This is a genomic window from Streptosporangium sp. NPDC020072, assembly GCF_040631445.1.
Lineage (GTDB): Bacteria > Actinomycetota > Actinomycetes > Streptosporangiales > Streptosporangiaceae > Streptosporangium.
Genome location: NZ_JBEYAB010000016.1, coordinates 1 through 16,189, shown reverse-complemented (window position 1 = coordinate 16,189; position 16,189 = coordinate 1). Strand labels below are relative to the sequence as shown.

Sequence of the window (16,189 nt, the reverse complement as noted above, 5' to 3'; positions counted from 1 at the left end):
CCGCACCGCGTCCGCGAAGGCGCCGTCATGACCGCCGGGGAGGGCGTCGGACTCCTGGCGCCCCCGCCGGTCAGGCCGAAGGGAGGCCGGGCGCGCGGCACGGCGCTGCGCTCCGCGGGCGCGCTGCTGGCCTTCCTGCTGCTGGTCCTGGCGGTGCTCGCGAGCCTGGCCATCGGCTCGAAGGCCATCCCGGCCGGAGACGTCGTCAGGCTCCTGCTGCACCCGGACAACTCGGACGCGGCCCACGTCATCCACGACCTGCGCGTCCCCAGGACCCTGCTCGGGATCGGGGTGGGCGCCTCCCTGGCCCTGGCGGGCGCGCTCATGCAGGCGCTGACCCGCAACCCGCTGGCCGACCCCGGCATCCTGGGCGTCGAGGCGGGCGCGGTCATCGCCATCGCGGCGGCCGTCGGCCTGTTCGGGCTGCAGGACCTGGGGGGCCTCGTCTGGTTCTCCTTCGCGGGCTCGGCCGCCGCCGCGGTCGTCGTCTACCTCATCGGCTCAAGCGGGCGCTCCGGCGCCACCCCCGTACGGCTCGCCCTGGCCGGGACGGCGGTCAGCGCCGCCCTGGCCTCGGCGACCCAGGCGATCGCGCTGACCGACCCCGAGGCCTTCAAGCAGTACCGCTACTGGGGGACCGGAGCCCTCAGCGGCCACGACATGACGGTCGTGACCAGGACGGTCCCCTTCATGGTCGGCGGCCTGATCGTGGCGATGTCGCTGGGCAACTCCCTGAACGCGCTCGCGCTCGGCGACGACGCGGGACGCGCCCTGGGAGTACGGCCGGGCCGTACCCGGGTGCTCGGTGTCATCGCCGTCACCCTGCTGTGCGGCGCGGCGACCGCGGCCGTCGGGCCCATCGGGTTCGTCGGCCTGGTCGTGGCGCAGGCCGCCCGGCTGGCGGTCGGTCAGGACAACCGCTGGGTGCTGCTGTACTCGGTGCTGCTCGGCCCCGTGCTGCTGCTGGTGTCCGACATCGTGGGCCGTCTGGTGCTGTGGCCCGCGGAGCTGGAGGCCGGGGTGGTCACCGCCTTCGTCGGCATGCCGGTCTTTCTCGCCCTCGTCCGCCGCAGGAGGATCGCCCAGCTGTGAACGCGCTCAACACCACGAAGCGCCCCGGGTTCACGGTCACCCTCCCCGGGCGTCGCGCCTCCTTCCGCGTCGGCCTCCGGGTCGTGCTGATCGGGGCCGTGCTCGCGGCGGCCGTGACCACGCTGACCGTCCTGGCCATCGGGACCGGGCAGTACCCGATCGCCCCCGGAGACGTGCTGCGCGCCCTCGCGGGCAACGGCCAGCGCGCCCACATGTTCGTCGTCGAGACGCTCAGGCTGCCGCGCGTGCTGACCGGACTGCTCGTCGGCGCGGCCCTCGGCCTGGCGGGCGCGGTCTTCCAGAGCCTCACCCGCAACCCGCTGGGCAGCCCCGACATCGTCGGTTTCACCACGGGCGCCGCGACCGGCGCGCTCATCCAGATCATCGTGCTCGGCGGGGGGATGGTCGCCGTCGCGGGCGGCGCCCTGGCCGGGGGCCTGCTGACCTCCCTCGTCGTGTATCTCCTCGCCTTCCGGGACGGGGTACAGGGCTACCGGCTGATCCTGGTCGGCATCGCCGTCAACGGGGGGCTGGTGGCGACCAACATCTACCTGATCGCCCGCGCCGAGTTCGCCGACGCCCACGTCGCGGCGACCTGGATGACCGGCAACCTCAACGGGCGCGGCTGGGGTCATGTGAACCTGCTGGTCGGCACGCTCCTGGTCCTCGTCCCCGTCACGCTGGCCTTCGGCAGGCGGCTGAAGCTGATGGAACTCGGCGACGAACTGGCGACCGCCCTGGGCGTGCGGGTGGAGAGCTCCCGGCTCTGGCTCATGCTGCTCGGGGTCGCCCTCACCGCCGTGGCGACGGTCGCCTCGGGGCCCATCCCGTTCGTCGCGCTCGCCGCCCCCCAGCTGGCCCGAAGACTCGCCAGGTCCGCCGCCCCCGTCCTGGTCCTGTCGGGCCTCATGGGCGCGCTGCTGCTGGTCGCCGGTGACATGGCCGCCCAGCGCCTGCTGGCCCCGACCCAGCTTCCCGTCGGGGTGATGACCGGCTCCCTCGGCGGTGTCTACCTGGTCTGGGTCCTCGTCTCCGGCTGGCGCAAACGCTGACCGCCGGGTCTCCTGTGCGGCCCGCGCCAGGGCTGGGGGTCCGAAGCGCGGGCCGTACAGGTAAGCCCGGCACTCCCTCACCGGAGTCACCCGTACGGCCGGTTTCCCGGCGTTTCCCGGGAGCCGACGGAAACGCGTCCGATCCGCGGCCTCATATCCTTGAGCCACTCGTTCACTCGGCGCCGGACCGGGACGGGCGGTCGCCGGAAAACCCCTGGAAGGGCCCCGTGGCCTGGACTCACCGGGTCTTTCTCCGGCTCGAATCGGGTGACCTTTTCCTGGGATATGTCCGCCATGGCATTCCGTCGAGTATCGATATTTCTCATTTTTCACTCAATAACCAATATGGGTGATCTATGGGTATAAACTGCGACTGTTCCTGGTTTGGTGTTGTCTTTCCATCTTTGCCGTGTTCGGTGGATCCGGTGAGATGGCAGGCGACGCGGCTCTCCCGGCAGGGCGCGGACGGCACCACCCGCGCGGACATCCGAGATCACGGACGGCGTGGGCAGGTGGGAATGACGACGGTCGGCGAACCGGATCAGGCCGCCCAGGACGGGAGACGGCCGCCGCCGGGCCCGCCCGGCGGAGCGGCGCGGTGGTACCGCCGGGACCCGCTGGGGTTCGTCGAGTGGGCGGCCCGCGAACGGGGCCCGATGTTCCGGCTTCCCGACGACGGGTCGCTGTGCGTGGCCGACCCGGTCGAGGCCCGGCGAATTCTGCACGACCCCGAGGGCGACTACGACGAGGTGTCCGACTTCTTCCACGTCCGCGGCGGCCGGTTGGGGCCACGGGCGACGCAGGTCGCGATCGGGCGGGCGGCGCGCTCGACGCTGCGCGCCCACCTGACCGCCAACCGCGAACGGCTGCCCGCCGTCGTGGCGGAGCTGGGGGAGGACAGCGAGTGGCCCTCGGCCGGGCGCGTCGCCGCGTACCGGTTCCTGGACGAGGCGCTGCTGAGCCCGGACAGCCCGGCGGCGCTGCGGGAACTGATGACGCGGGTCGTACGGCGCGGCGTCCTGATCCGCTTCGGCGGCCCGCTGGCACGTACGGCGCAGCGGGCACTGTGGGCGCGCGTGGTGCGGGCGGTCGCCGACGAGGCGCGCGCCCGGCGGGCCCGGCCGGAGCGGCGGCCGGATCCGCCCGGCGACCTGCTGGACGCCGTACTCGGGGCCACCCCGCCCGGCACGCCCGCCACCCAGGTCGCCCAGGTCTACCTGCTGCTGTTTCGGACCTCGGTGGCACCGGTCGGCCACGTCGTCGCCTGGGCGCTGCTGGCGGCCGCGACCGAGGGCGTCGACCTGGCGGAGGTGCCCGCGGAGTCGGCCGTACGGGAGTCGCTGCGGCTGTGGCCCGTGGCGTGGCTGCTGGGCCGCCCGGTGCGCCGCGCCCACCGGATCGGCGGTGTGCCCCTGGAGCCGGGGGAGAGCGTGTCGGTCTGCTCCTACCTGCTGCACCGCGACGACCGGCACTGGCCGCAGGCCACCCGTTTCCGGCCCGGCCGCTGGGACGGCTCCGGCCCCCACGGACCCTACCTGCCCTTCGGCAGCGGCCCGTTCGCCTGCGCCGGGGCCTCCGTCGCCCAGACCCTGGCCGTCGACCTGCTCTCCGCCGTGACCGACGGCGCCCGCCTTGAGGTGCGCGGCGGCCGGGGACGTCCCCACGTCGCGGGCATCATCACCCCTCCCGGATTCCGGCTGCGCCGTACCCCCACCAGGTCCTGACCGCCGACGGCCACCAGAAGAGGAGGTGAGTCCATGAGGAAGCTGATGCGCCGGGTCACCGGCCGCCGGGTCAACCGGCAGGCGTGGCGCGTTTGGTAGGTCCCCCACCGGCCGCGCCGGGCCCGACGGTCCGGCGCGGCCCCCCGGCCCGGCTCACCGGAGGCGCGCGTGTCACACGTGGACGAGACACTGGCGGCGTACGAGGGCATCGCGCCCCGCTACGACGAGCTGAACGCGGGGACGGACACCACCGGGCTGGTGGCGCGCTGCGTCCGGCCGGGGACGACCTGGCGGCGGGTCTCGATGCGGCACGTGCGGCGGCACCACTCCGACCGGACGGGCCGGGCTGCGCGTCGTCGCCACCCGGGGACCGGTGGAGACCTCGGCGCGGGAACCGGCCGACGAGGAGAGTCACGACCGGATCCTGTACGTGGCCCGCCGTCTCGGCTGAACCCCGCCGACCCGCCTCCCCGGCCCTCGGCCGCCACGGTCACTTCTCCACTCCGGTGCTCATGATGCCGCGCACGAACGTGCGCTGGAAACAGATGAAGAGGATCACCGGAACGGCGATCGTCATCATGGCGCCGGCCTGGATGTAGGCGGGTTTCGTCGAGTACAGGCCGTTGAAGGCGGCCAGGCCCACCTGCAGCGGCTGGAGCTCGGGCCGCCCGGAAAGGTAGACGAGCGGGGTGAAGTAGTCGTTCCAGGTGTAGACGAAGTTGAACAGGATGACGGCGGTGATCGCCGGCCACGCCTGCGGCACGATCACCGAACGCAGCGTGCGCAGCGGTCCGGCACCGTCGATCGAGGCCGCCTCGTCCATCTCGCGCGGGATGGTCAGGAAGTACTGCCTCAGCAGGAAGACGCTGTAGGCGTTGGCGAAGAAGGTCGGTACGAGCAGCGGCAGCCAGGTGCCGACCCAGCCGATCTGCACGAAGATGGTGTATGTCGGGATCAGCGTCACCGCGGTGGGCAGGAAGATCGTGGCGATGAGCAGGGTGAACAGCGGCCCGCGGCCGGGGAAGCGGAACCGGGCGAAGCCGTAGGCGACCAGCGTGCACGACAGGACGGTCCCGATCGTGCTGATCACCGCCAGCGTGATGGTGTTGAGCAGCAGCCGGGGGAAGTCGATCAGCCTCCAGACCGCGGCGTAGTTCGACCACTGCGGCGCCAGGACCCAGCTGGGTTCCAGGGTGCGCCAGGAGCCGCGCCAGACGACGGTTCCCCTCTCGGGAGCCGCCGGGTCGAGGAACTCGCTCTCGGCGCGACCCTTCTTCACCAGGGCGAGTTCGCGGACCGCGCCGTCGAGCGGCACCCGGTACACGTCGTACTGCCGGCCCTCATGGGTGAAGGTGCGCGGGTCGGACGGCAGCAGCGGCGCGTGCGCCTGGCTGACCTGCCGTTCGCTCTTCAGCGACGACAGCGTCATCTGGACGAGAGGCGACAGGAACGCCACGACGATGCCGAACATCACGATCGTCATCAGCGCCGTCCGGATGCGGCGGGCTGCGTACGGGGTCACCGGGTCACCTCTCACTCGTGTAGTGGACCCAGTGCCTGGACAGCCGGAACAGCACCAGGGTCACGACGAGGGTGATGACGAACAGCAGCCACGCCAGCGTCGAGCCGTAGGACATCTCCTGATAGGTGAAGAAGGTCTGGTACAGGTAGAGGTTGAAGAAACGGGTCGCGCCGCCGGGGTCGCCGCTGCCGTCGAAGAGCACCAGCGGGATGAGGAAGTACTGCATGACCTCGACGACCGCGAGGATCATCGTGTAGAAGATCACCGGCGACATCATCGGGACCGTCACGTGCCACAGCTGGCGCCACCATCCGGCACCGTCGAGCCGCGCGGCGTCGTACAACTCGGTGGGGATGCCGCGCAGCCCCGCCAGGTTGATGATGATGCCCGAGCCGAGCCCCCACAGGCCGATCATGACGAGCCCGGGGATCACCCAGCCGGGGTCGCTCAGCCAGCTCGGCGCGTCGCCGACGCCGAGCACACGCAGCGCGGTGTTGATCCATCCGTCGTCGACCAGCATGTTCTGCCAGATCAGCGCGCTGGCCACGAACGGCACGACGTACGGCATGAACAACAGCACCCGCAACAGCCCGGTGCCGCGCACGTACCTGCTGTTGACCGCGACCGCGAGCAGGAACGGCAGGACGACGACCAGCGGCAGCCAGAGCAGGGCGAAGCGGGCGGTCACCCACAGCGAGGCCCACGCCTGCTGGTCGGCGAAGAGCCGCTGGTAGTTCGCCAGGCCGACGAACATGAGCGGCTCCCGCTCGGTCAGCGAGATGTTGAGGAAGGTGAAGACGAACGTGGCCGCCATCGGGACCGCCGTGAACGCGAGGAACCCGATGATCCACGGAAGGACGAACAGGAGCCCGTACCGGGCCTCCCTGCGGGCCACCCAGGATGTGGTCTCGCTCCTCATGAGCGGTTCCACACGTCCTGGATCTCCTCGCGCATCGCCTTGAGCTGGGCGTTCATGTCGAGCCCGCCCTGGGTCATCCAGCGGCTCCTGTAGGTGCCGAGGATGGTGAGCGTCTGGTTGTACTTGGGCGTGTACGACTCCGAGTGGGGGTTGTCGGCGAAGGCCACGCTGTCCTTGGCGACCTGCCAGTCGACCTTGTTGGGGAACTGCCCGGCCAGCTTGGCGAAGAAGGCGTCCTGGTCGGCGGTGCGGGCGGGCATCGCGCCGTACGCGGAGAGCAGTTCCTGGGAGGCCGGGCCGACCAGGTAGCTCAGGAACTCGAAGGCCTCGGCGGGGTGCTTGCTGCCGGCCAGGATCCGGAAGGTGTCCGCGCTGGTGGGTGAGGTGGTCCTGCCCTTGTAGGAGGGCATCGCCGCCAGGTCCCAGTCGTCGCCCGCGCCTGCCACGCCGTAGGTGGACCACAGGAAGTTGACGCTCATCGCGACGTGCCCGGAGAAGAAGGCGGCGCCGTCCCCGTTGAACTGCTCGGTCTGGAAGACGGGGCCGGTCATGATGAACCGGTCCTTCCACATGCCGTCGTAGAAGAAGCGCCAGGAGTCGGCCCAGGCGTCGGGGATCTTCACGGTCTTGCCGTCGCCCGTGTCCAGTGATCCGGCGGCGAAGGCGGCGCCCTGGTAGCGCAGGTCGTCACGGGCCGGTTCGAAGCCGTACTGCACGATCTGGCCGGGGTCGAAGCCCTCCTGGGTCGCGTCCTTGCCGTTCTTGTCTACGGTGAGCTTGAGGGCCAGTTCCCTGAGCGTGTCGTAGTTCCACTCGCTCTGGCGGCCGTCGGGCCAGGTGTACTTCTCGCCGTACTTGTGCGGCGGCTCGGCCAGGCCGGCCTCCTCGAACATGTCGGCCTTGTAGTACAGGGTCGAGGGGTAGATCGCGAACGGGACGCCCTCCTGAACGGAGCCGATCCGGTAGAGGTCGGCGCTGCCCTTGGCGTAGGGGCTGAGGTCGAAGCCGCTGGACTTGATGAGCGGGGCCAGGTCGAGCCACTGGCCGTGGAAGGCGGCCGCACCGCCGACCCCCACGGGACCGGCGAGGTCGGGCACGTTGCCCGAGGCGATCTGGGTGGCGAGCGTGTCGCGGGCGGAGTCGTAGGTGACGACCTCCAGCTTGACCTTGATCCGGCGCTGGGAGGCGTTGAACCTCTCGATCACCTTCTGCTGCGCCTTGACCTGTTCGGCCTGTTCACCGGTGCCGAGGCAGCAGTACCAGCGCAGCTCGACAGCCGCGTCGTCACCGCCGGGAGGGGCGTCTGCTCCACAGGCGGCCAGCGTCGTGGCCAATAAGATCGCGGCCAGGGTGTGCCATAACCGATTCATGTGTCTCTCCCTAGGCTGGGGGGTCCGGGGGGCGGGTGATGGAGAGCTCAAAAGAGAGGCGGGCTCTGTCGCCTCTCACGTAACTGCGGGTGAACTCGATGGGCTCGTCGCCGGGGCCGAAGGCGACCCCCTCGACGAGCATGGCGGGGCGTTCCACGGGCTGGTCGAGCAGCCGCGCCTCGTGGGCGCGCAGCCGTACCGGCTCGATGACCTCGCGGGCGCGCACGATCCTGGCGCCGTAGTGCGCGCCGAGCAGGCTGTAGAGGGAGTTGCGCTCAAGATCGTGGTCGAGCAGCCCGGCGAAGCGGCCGGCCGGTAGGTAGACCTGCTCCAGGATCAACGGCTCGCCGTTGGCGATGCGCAGACGTTCGAGATAGACGACCTGCGCGCCGGGGGCCAGAGCCAGCGCGGCGGCGACCATCTCTCCCGGCATCTCGATCCCGGAGGCGACCAGTCTGGTGTCCGGGTCCAGGCCGTGCATGTTCATCAGGTCGGCGAAGCTCTGGCTGGTGCCCAGATCGACTTCGAGCCGGGAGTGCTGGACGAACGTGCCGCGCCCGCGGGTGCGCTCCAGACGGCCCTCGCGGGCCAGCTCGGCCAGGGCCCGCCGTACCGGGATGAGGCTGCATCCGTAGCGGCGGGCAAGCTCTCTCTCCGGCGGCAGACGGTCTCCCGCCTGCCATTCCCCCTCGTCGAGCGCGGCGCTCAGGTCCAGGTAGACCTGGTGGTGGAGGGGGATCGGACCGGCTTCGAGCCGATAGCGGGCCATCGGGAGTTCGCTTCCTTCCGAAATCTGCCGAGCGGTTGATTGCTTATAATGTTGTCAGCAATACTGATCACGGCCGCTACCTCTGTCAAGGCGGCACCCCCCGAATCAGAGGCAGGTAGAAGGCGTGACGGAGTCACCCCGAACCCAACCGGCGCCCTGGCGAGTGGCGCTGACCTTCGACGTCGAGCACGGAGACCATCCCGCCCACCCGGACGGCACCCGGCACGTGCTTGAGACGCTCACCGAGCGCGAGGCCGTGGGGACCATGTTCATCCAGGGGCGCTGGGCCCAGGCGAACCCCGCGCTGGCCAAGGACCTTGCCGCCCACGGTCACCTGATCGGCAACCACTCCCACCACCACGCGCCGATGAGCTGGCTGTCGCCCAAGGCCTTCGACCAGGACGTACGGCTCGCCGAACGCGCCATCCGCCGCGCCACCGGCCACGACCCGAGCCCCTGGTTCCGCTGCCCGTTCGGAGACGGCAGCGATGACCCGGCGATCCGGTCCGCGCTGGACCGGCTCGGCTACCGGGAGACGAGCTGGCACGTGGACCCGTTCGACTGGCGTGGCAAGGCCACCGGGCCGGGCGTCGCCCGCCTGGTCGTGGAGGAGGCCGTCGCGCACGGCGACGGCGCCGTGGTGCTGCTCCATCCGTGGACCAAGGCCACCGGCCGTGCCCTGCCGCTGGTCATCGACGGTCTGCGCGCCGCCGGTGCCCGCCTCGTTCGCATGGACGAACTCGCATGAACCGCCCACCGCGCCTGGCCATCGCCGGGACCGGCTACATCGCCGACTACCACGCACGCGCCGCCGCCGACGCCGGCGCCGTGCTGGTCGCCGCGGTCAACCACCGGCCGGAGTCCCTCGACGCCCTGTCACAGCGGTACGGCATCGCCCGCCGCTACCTCGACCTCGACCGTCTCCTGGCGGACGGCGACGTGGACGGCCTCATCGTGGCCACGCCCAACTCCCTGCACGCCGAGCAGGCGGTCAAGGCGCTGCGGGCCGGGGTCTCGGTGCTGCTGGAGAAGCCGATGGCGCTGAGCGTCGCCGAATCCCTGGCCATCGCCGCCGCGGAAGGCCCGCGTGCCCGGGTGATGCTCGCCCACTGCCTGCGTTTCGACGAGCAGGTCGGCTGGCTGCGCGACCTGGTGCGCGACGGGACACTCGGCAGACCCGTCCACACCACCGCCTACGCCGTCCACGCCGGGTTCGGCCCCGAGGGCTGGTTCACCGACCCGGCGCTGGCGGGCGGCGGCGCGCTCATGGACCTCGGCGTCCACGCCATCGACGTCACCCGCCACATCCTCGGCGACCCCCAGCCCGTCAGCGTGAGCGCGCACTGCGGGACGCACTACCGCGACCTGCCGGTCGACGACACCGCGATCCTCACGATCGTCTGGGACAACGGGGTCACCTCCGGCGTGGAGTCGGGCTGGTGGCATCCGCACACGCCGGGTCCGACGGGGAGCGTGCGCGTGTCCGGCACCGAGGCGTACGCGCAGACCTTCCCCGGCACGCTGGTACGGGCCGGGCAGCCGGGCGCGGAGACCTTTCCCGGCGAGCTCACCGAAGCGGCGCTCCAGCGCAGATACGACGCCCAGATGCGTGCGTTCCTGGACACTCTGGCCGGGGCCGACCCCACCCCCGGTGCGTCGCACGGCGTCACCTCGATGCGGATCATCGAAGCGGCGTACCAGAGCGCCGCCCACGGGCGGACCGTACATCTTGGGAGGGACCGATGAGGTCGTTGTTCGTGGAGTTCCCGGGTCCGGGCGAGGTGCGGGTGGCGCATGAGGACGTCGCCCCTCCGGGCCCCGGCGAGGTGCTGTGCCGTACCACACTGTCGCTGATCAGCCCCGGCACCGAGCTGGCCTGTCTGCGCGGGGAGTTCGATCCGGGCACCAACTGGGAGGAGTGGGTGCGTCACCCGTTCCGGCCCGGCTACAGCATGGCCGGGGTCGTGGAGGCGGTCGGCGAGGGCGTCACGACGTTGCGGCCCGGTGACCGCGTGCAGAGCTACGCGCCCCACCAGGAGCTGGTCACCCTCACCGAGCGTGAGGCCCGGCCGCTGCCCGGCGGCGTGACGGACGAGGAGGCGGTGTGGATCCCCCTCGTCGTGACCGCGGCGGCGGGCGCCGCCAGAGCCGCGATCACCATGGGCGAGACCGTCGTGGTCCTGGGCCTGGGCCCGGTGGGTCAGCTGGTCGTGCAGTACGCGGTCGCGCACGGAGCCTCCCGCGTCGTCGCCGTCGACACCGACGCCAGGCGGCTCGACCTGGCGCGGGCGAGCGGGGCGAGCGACCTGCTCGCGGCCACCGCGGGCGACGCCCTCGCCGCCGTCGCCGACCTGACCGGTGGCCGGTTCGCCGACGTGGTCTTCGACGTCACCGGCAACCCCGCCGTGCTCTCCCAGGCGGTACGGCTGGCGCGCACGCTGGGCCGTGTCGTCCTGCTCGGTGACACGCCCACACCGTCCCGGCAGACGCTCGGTCCCGGCGTGGTCAGCAACTCGCTGACCATCCTCGGGGCGCACGCCGACCTCGTCTCCGACGACCCGTCAGCGGGCCCGCTCAACCGTGACGCGGTGACCGAGCTGTACTTCCGCCGTCTCGCCTCGGGAACGTTCAGGACCGCCGCGATGATCTCCGAACGGGTGTCCCCCGTGGACGCGGAGTCCGTCTACGCGCGGCTGCGCGGTGGCGGAGCACCGGCCGGAGCGCTCTGCTTCGACTGGACGGCATGAAGGAGGAACGGTGACCGGCCGGCGGTGAGTCCCTTCCCTTCGGCCGGGCCGGACGCTCGCGCGTGAACCCGGTCCGGCCCAGCCGCGACCGGGTCCGTCGACGCCTCGGGCGGCGGCGGGGAGGAGGCGGGTGCCGGCGGTCGGAGCTCACTGATCGCCGTCGGCGCCGCGTAGGCGCTCGGCCGCGCGGATCATGTCGTCGCTGAGCCGGTTGAGGATCGCGCCCATGGTTTTCAGCCGGGCACCGGCGGGGGTGGCCGGACCGAGGGCCTCGGCACCGCCGTCGGCGACCTCGGCGAGTCGGGCGTTCCTGCGGGCGCTGGCCAGCCACGACCGGTGCCAGATGTCGCCGTCGATGACGTAGCGGTCACGACGCCGCCGGGAATCGCGTTCGCGCCGGATCAACCGCTGCTGCTCAAGTTGGGTGACGGCCTTCGAGACGGAGGCCGGGCTGACCTGGAGCCGCTGGACGAGTTCGGCGGCGGTGAGGCTGCCGCTGTCGGTGGTGTAGAGGCAGGCGAGCACCCGAGCGGTCATGCGGGGCAGTCCGGTGTCCACCAGCATGGTGCTGAAGTCGTCTTCCAGTTGCCTGATCGTCTCCGGATTCCGTCCCTGCCCGTCTCTGACCGCCGGCGCCGGCTGGGACTCGGCGGACCTGTTGCGGTGGGCCCGGATCCCGGTCGCGTGGTGGGCCCGGTCGGCCTGGTAACCGCCGGCCCCGCCGTTGCGGATGACCTCGCGGGTGACGGTGGAGATCGGGCGTCCGAGGCATTTGGCGATCTCGGTGTAGGTGAGCCCTTCGGCCAGTCCCCTGGCGATTTCCCGGCGTTCCTCGTATGTCAGTCTGCCGCCTGGCATCGGCGCTGCGCCTCCTCCCGTTGAAAACAAATATTGCATTCGCTGGCAGCTCATTGCAAGTAGGGATTTTGCATTCACCTTCATTGTCATTGCAAAATGCCGGGTGAATGTCTCGGATTTTATTGACGGCGCCCTGAATGCAAACTAGCTTTTGTGTCTGTAAAACACGCGCTGTCTCGTGTATCGGAGTTCGATGTGATCGCATCCCTCCTTCTCGCCGCCGCGCTCGTGGCGAGCCCCGCCCAGGTACAGCCCGCGCTTGACCGGGCCGTATCCGAAAACGGGGCACCCGGCATCGCCGCCGAGGTACGCGAGGGGAACAAACGGTGGTTCGGTTCGGCGGGGTTCTCAAACACCGAAACGGCTCGCGGGCGCCGCCCGAACGAGCGTTTCAGAATCGGCAGTGCCACCAAGGCGTTCACCGCCGCCGTGGTACTGCAACTGGCCGGAGAGGGCAGGCTGAGCCTGGACGACCGTATTCAGCACTGGCTGCCCGGACTGGTGCGGGGCAACGGATACGACGGCGGAAGGATCACCGTCCGGCAATTGCTCAACCACACCAGCGGAATCTTCAACTACGGCAACGACCCCGAATTCTTCGCCAAGGGGCGGGGCGCCGCGTGGTTCGAGCACCGCTACGACGTCGTCACGCCGGAGGAGCTGGTGGGGATCGCGTTGCGCAACCCACCGTACTTCGCCCCCGGCGGGGGCTTCGCCTACTCCAACACCAACTACATCCTGGCCGCCATGATCGTGGAGAAGGCGACAGGCAGGACCTTCGGTGACGAGGTGACCCGGCGGATCATCCGGCCGTTGCGCCTGACCGGGACATACCTTCCCGGAACGGAGGCGAGGATCCGAGGTCCGCACCCCGTGCACTACTCCACCCTGTTCTCCCAGGAACCCAACCCGGCGGTCTACGACGCCGGCGACATGAACCAGTCCGCCGCCTGGTCGGCCGGCGGGATGGTCTCGACGGTCGGTGACCTCAACCGGTTCTTCGGCGCGCTGCTGGGCGGCCGATTACTGCCCGCCGCCCAGCAGAGGGAGATGTTCACCACCGTCGAGACCAAGGGCGGGCCCGCCTGGATCCCCGGCACCCGTTACGGACTCGGCGTCTTCACCCAGAGACTGTCGTGCGGCACGTGGGTCTGGGGTAACGCCGGTGCCACCTACGGATCATGGACGTACGCCATGGGGCGGCGAGACGGCAGGCACATGCTGGCCACCGAGATCAACGGCGACTGGAGCGGGCTGAACGTCTTCGCCGACGTCCTGTCGGCCGAGTTCTGCCCGGTCGGGTCCCGGTGAGCCCGCCGCCGGCATCCGGGGATCTGGCCTTCTCGCGCAGGTCAGGGCATGACGATCGTTCGGGACGGGGGTCAGGCGGCCCGGTCGGCGGCGGTCAGGGAGGCGATCAGCTGGGATCTGGCGCGGGCAACGCGGGAGCGTACGGTGCCGACCGGGCAGCCGATCAGTTCGGCGGCCTCGCCGTACGGCACCCCGGCCAGCTGGGTCAGCACGAAGGCCTCGCGGCGTTCACGCGGGACCCTGGACAGCAGGTCGGCCAGGGCGACTCCGTCCTCGCGTCCGGGAAGCCCGAGGGGCTGACGGCGTTCGGCCGCCGACTGCCAGTCCGTGAGGTCGGCGAGGAGCGGACGGCGGGCCGCGGACCGGAAGCGGTCGATGACGACCCGCCGGGCGATGGACAGCAGCCAGGTCCGGGCGGAGGAGCGGCCCGCGAAACGGGGCAGGGCGAGCAGGGCCCGTACGAAGGTCTCCTGCGTCAGGTCCTCCGCCGCGTGGGTTCCGGCCAGGTGGGCGACGAAGCGCAGTACGTCCGGGTAGACGGCGCGGGCGAAGGCCTCGACGGTGTCGGGCGCCCCCGCACGCGCGGCCAGCGCGAGCGCCGTCACCTGCTCGTCGGAGAGCCAGGAGGGGGTGGACGGGATGGGTGTGACAGGAGGCATAGGGGTTCCTTCGGCGCTGGTCAAGACGGGCCGAGGGCATCGGAAGGTGCCCGCCAGACAGGTGATCGACGGCTTGCGGGGGGGTGCTCGGGCATGGAGAAGGAGCCCAGGGAAGGGGCCCAGTGAAGAAGCACAGCGAAGACGTAGGGCACGTCCGGGCATGACGGGTTGGCCGGGCCAGGGACGGGCTCGGCGGGAGGCGGTGCCGGCCCCTTGGCTCCGGGAGGATCGCCCGGTCACCGGGCAGGGGAGAGCTCCCGACCGGGGACTGGGAGAGCGCCTGACCACGGAGGGTCCGGGAAGGGGCGTCCTGGAATACCGGAGAGAACCTCCGCTCCCGAAGGAGCCGGAGGAATACCGGTCACGAAGACCGGAGAGAACGCCCGGTCACGAAGGAGCGGAGAGTGCTCCGGTCATGGAGGGGCGACGGAACACCCGGGGTCCGTGTGGGGCTCAGCCGGTGGGGGCGGGCAGGGGCGGGCCGCGGCGCCGTAACGCGGGAAGGACGTCCCGCCCGCCGTACGGCGTGGCCTCATGGGTGGTCACCGGCCGCCGGACGGGGGCGACCACCTCGGTGGGGACGGTGAGGAGCAGCCGGATCACCGGCAGGCGGCGGCCGTACAGGCGGATCATCAGCCACACCGCGCTCTCACCGCGGTACAGCCACCAGCCGGTGCCCAGCGCGACGGCCAGGTGGACCGCGGTCATGCCGGAGGTGGGATGGCCGTGGTCGCCGAGGATCGTGGTGTGCGGCCCGTGCGCGGCCCGGCTGAACAGCTCGTGCAGCAGGAGCTGCACGCCACCGGTGGCCGTGAGCACCACCTCGGGGCCGCGTTCACGACCGCCGAGCGGGTAGGCGACGCAGAAGGAGACGACGACGCCGAGAATCCCGAGGAACGGCGGGACGAGACCGCCTCCGGCCAGGGCGTGGCCGCCCGCGGAGACCACGGTGCACAGCGTCGCGAAGACGATGGCACGTGGCACGCGAAGCGCCGACGCCGCGAGGGTCACACCCGACATCCTGACATCCGGGTGGCCCGCCGAGAAGGCCGTGATCGTGGATCACAGCCTTTCTCTCCAGAATCGCCCCACTGAATCCGAATTTATCGGGCATAGGGCTATAGAGGCCCACAAACCTACCGTCAGGAGGGGTGACGATGACGAGAACGGAGACAGGCAGGACGGTCCGGGACCTGATGCACCCGGACGCGCGGTGCGTCGGTGAACACGACAGTCTGCGTACGGCCGCGCGGATGATGCGCGACCTGGATGTGGGCGCGCTGCCGGTCTGCGGGGACGACGACCGGCTCAAGGGGATCATCACCGACCGTGACATCGTGATCAAGTGCTGCGCAGAGGGCGGGAACCTCGACGAGACGACGGCGAGTGAGCTCGCCCAGGGGCTGATCTGGATCGACGTCGAAGGCAGCGTCGACGAGGCGCTGACCATGATGGAACGGCACCGGATCAAGCGTCTGCCCGTGATCGAGAACCACCGCATCGTCGGCATGATCAGTGAGGCCGACCTGGCCAAGGGCCTGCCCGACGACAAGCTCGCCGAGTTCGTCCACCAGGTCTACGGCCGGCGGTGAACCGGGGCCCGTCCGCCGGAGTCCGTGAGGGCGACGGCGGGCGGGCCGGTCCGTGCGCGGGGCCCCCTCACCACGAGGTAGGGCCGGTCAGCTGGGCGATGTCCGCCGAGGTGACGCTCATCAGCCTGCCGGACAGGTCGGCCAGCGCCCTGGCGGCGGCGAGCTCGTCGCCGATCTCGGCTACCGGATCGTCGGACGGGTTGCGGCGTGCCCGGCCGATCCCCGCCAGTTCCCCGGCACCCGCGATGGGCAGGACCGCCCTGGCGAAGGTCTCGTCGCCGTCCTCGGTGATGGAGACCCGTACGTCCCACTGCTTGGATCGCATGATCTGAACCCCCGTTCTTCGTGACGGTGGCGGCGCCCGCTCTCCGGGCGCGAAGCCGTCACCTCCATTGTCGGAGCCGTACGGCGTGACCATCAGGGACGAAGGTCCCGCCCTTGGGGGACGGGCTCCCCTAGTAGTGCTTTGTTAGGTCAGTCTGTTGTGACTGGTCAATGCCACCGTGTGATGGTTCGCTCCGGATGTGACCCCCGAACAGCTCACACGTACCCGGCAGCGGCTGGAAGCGTTCGC

The 16,189-nt window shown here is 70.9% G+C and carries 16 protein-coding genes; 8 read left to right on the top strand and 8 right to left on the bottom strand.

The window, feature by feature from the left end; translation table 11 throughout:
- Positions 1 to 27: 27 nt before the first annotated feature.
- The 3 genes from ABZ470_RS33175 (at position 28) to ABZ470_RS33165 (ending at position 3,868) form a co-directional block, all read left to right on the top strand.
- Positions 28 to 1,092: an iron ABC transporter permease gene (locus ABZ470_RS33175; protein ID WP_362916379.1), complete on the top strand. Its 1,065-nt coding sequence runs from the start codon at positions 28 to 30 to the stop codon at positions 1,090 to 1,092.
- Positions 1,089 to 2,144 carry an iron chelate uptake ABC transporter family permease subunit gene (locus ABZ470_RS33170; RefSeq protein ID WP_362916377.1) on the top strand — a complete coding sequence of 352 codons (1,056 nt, stop codon included), beginning with the start codon at positions 1,089 to 1,091 and terminating at the stop codon, positions 2,142 to 2,144. Before ABZ470_RS33175 ends, ABZ470_RS33170 begins: the two co-directional genes overlap by 4 nt.
- A 425-nt stretch (positions 2,145 to 2,569) precedes the next feature.
- Positions 2,570 to 3,868: a cytochrome P450 gene (locus tag ABZ470_RS33165; RefSeq protein ID WP_362916375.1), complete on the top strand. Its 1,299-nt coding sequence runs from the start codon at positions 2,570 to 2,572 to the stop codon at positions 3,866 to 3,868.
- A 490-nt stretch (positions 3,869 to 4,358) separates the two neighbouring features.
- Here ABZ470_RS33165 and ABZ470_RS33160 read toward each other — a convergent pair whose 3' ends face one another.
- From ABZ470_RS33160 to ABZ470_RS33145, 4 genes are read right to left on the bottom strand one after another with little or no spacing between them, the layout of a single operon-like run.
- Positions 4,359 to 5,390, bottom strand: coding sequence for a carbohydrate ABC transporter permease (locus tag ABZ470_RS33160; protein ID WP_362771673.1), 1,032 nt, complete (start codon positions 5,388 to 5,390; stop codon positions 4,359 to 4,361).
- Positions 5,391 to 5,394: 4 nt separating this feature from the next.
- Positions 5,395 to 6,309 carry a sugar ABC transporter permease gene (locus ABZ470_RS33155; RefSeq protein WP_362916373.1) on the bottom strand — a complete coding sequence of 305 codons (915 nt, stop codon included), beginning with the start codon at positions 6,307 to 6,309 and terminating at the stop codon, positions 5,395 to 5,397.
- On the bottom strand, positions 6,306 to 7,679 hold the full coding sequence (locus tag ABZ470_RS33150) for an extracellular solute-binding protein (protein WP_352009161.1): 1,374 nt from the start codon (positions 7,677 to 7,679) through the stop codon (positions 6,306 to 6,308). Before ABZ470_RS33150 ends, ABZ470_RS33155 begins: the two co-directional genes overlap by 4 nt.
- 10 nt (positions 7,680 to 7,689) lie before the next feature.
- Complete coding sequence (locus tag ABZ470_RS33145) at positions 7,690 to 8,448, bottom strand: GntR family transcriptional regulator (protein WP_352009162.1); 759 nt, start codon at positions 8,446 to 8,448, stop codon at positions 7,690 to 7,692.
- Between the two features lie 124 nt (positions 8,449 to 8,572).
- Between ABZ470_RS33145 and ABZ470_RS33140 the strand changes: the two genes are divergently transcribed.
- The 3 genes from ABZ470_RS33140 to ABZ470_RS33130 are packed head-to-tail and all read left to right on the top strand — an operon-like array spanning position 8,573 to position 11,195.
- On the top strand, positions 8,573 to 9,196 hold the full coding sequence (locus ABZ470_RS33140; RefSeq protein ID WP_362771679.1) for a polysaccharide deacetylase family protein: 624 nt from the start codon (positions 8,573 to 8,575) through the stop codon (positions 9,194 to 9,196).
- On the top strand, positions 9,193 to 10,194 hold the full coding sequence (locus ABZ470_RS33135) for a Gfo/Idh/MocA family oxidoreductase (protein ID WP_362916370.1): 1,002 nt from the start codon (positions 9,193 to 9,195) through the stop codon (positions 10,192 to 10,194). The genes ABZ470_RS33140 and ABZ470_RS33135 overlap by 4 nt, the downstream gene beginning before the upstream one ends.
- Positions 10,191 to 11,195 (top strand): zinc-binding dehydrogenase, encoded by a 1,005-nt coding sequence (locus ABZ470_RS33130; protein ID WP_362916368.1) that lies wholly within the window; start codon positions 10,191 to 10,193, stop codon positions 11,193 to 11,195. Before ABZ470_RS33135 ends, ABZ470_RS33130 begins: the two co-directional genes overlap by 4 nt.
- Positions 11,196 to 11,342: 147 nt before the next feature.
- Here ABZ470_RS33130 and ABZ470_RS33125 read toward each other — a convergent pair whose 3' ends face one another.
- A complete protein-coding gene (locus ABZ470_RS33125; RefSeq protein ID WP_362916366.1) occupies positions 11,343 to 12,053 on the bottom strand; it encodes a MarR family transcriptional regulator in 711 nt (236 codons plus the stop codon).
- 195 nt (positions 12,054 to 12,248) lie between these two features.
- On the opposite strand from ABZ470_RS33125, the gene ABZ470_RS33120 reads away from it, so the two are divergent.
- Positions 12,249 to 13,364, top strand: coding sequence for a serine hydrolase domain-containing protein (locus ABZ470_RS33120; protein ID WP_362916364.1), 1,116 nt, complete (start codon positions 12,249 to 12,251; stop codon positions 13,362 to 13,364).
- 71 nt (positions 13,365 to 13,435) lie between these two features.
- On the opposite strand, the gene ABZ470_RS33115 is transcribed toward ABZ470_RS33120, so the two are convergent.
- Positions 13,436 to 14,023, bottom strand: coding sequence for a sigma-70 family RNA polymerase sigma factor (locus tag ABZ470_RS33115; protein WP_362916362.1), 588 nt, complete (start codon positions 14,021 to 14,023; stop codon positions 13,436 to 13,438).
- A gap of 453 nt (positions 14,024 to 14,476) precedes the next feature.
- Entirely contained in the window at positions 14,477 to 15,034 is a 558-nt protein-coding gene (locus tag ABZ470_RS33110; protein WP_352009169.1) for a hypothetical protein, read from the bottom strand.
- A 146-nt stretch (positions 15,035 to 15,180) separates the two neighbouring features.
- Here ABZ470_RS33110 and ABZ470_RS33105 point away from each other — a divergent pair, with 146 nt between their 5' ends.
- Positions 15,181 to 15,615, top strand: coding sequence for a CBS domain-containing protein (locus ABZ470_RS33105; RefSeq protein WP_352009170.1), 435 nt, complete (start codon positions 15,181 to 15,183; stop codon positions 15,613 to 15,615).
- A gap of 67 nt (positions 15,616 to 15,682) precedes the next feature.
- On the opposite strand, the gene ABZ470_RS33100 is transcribed toward ABZ470_RS33105, so the two are convergent.
- Positions 15,683 to 15,940 (bottom strand): dsRBD fold-containing protein, encoded by a 258-nt coding sequence (locus tag ABZ470_RS33100; RefSeq protein ID WP_352009171.1) that lies wholly within the window; start codon positions 15,938 to 15,940, stop codon positions 15,683 to 15,685.
- Positions 15,941 to 16,189: the final 249 nt, after the last annotated feature.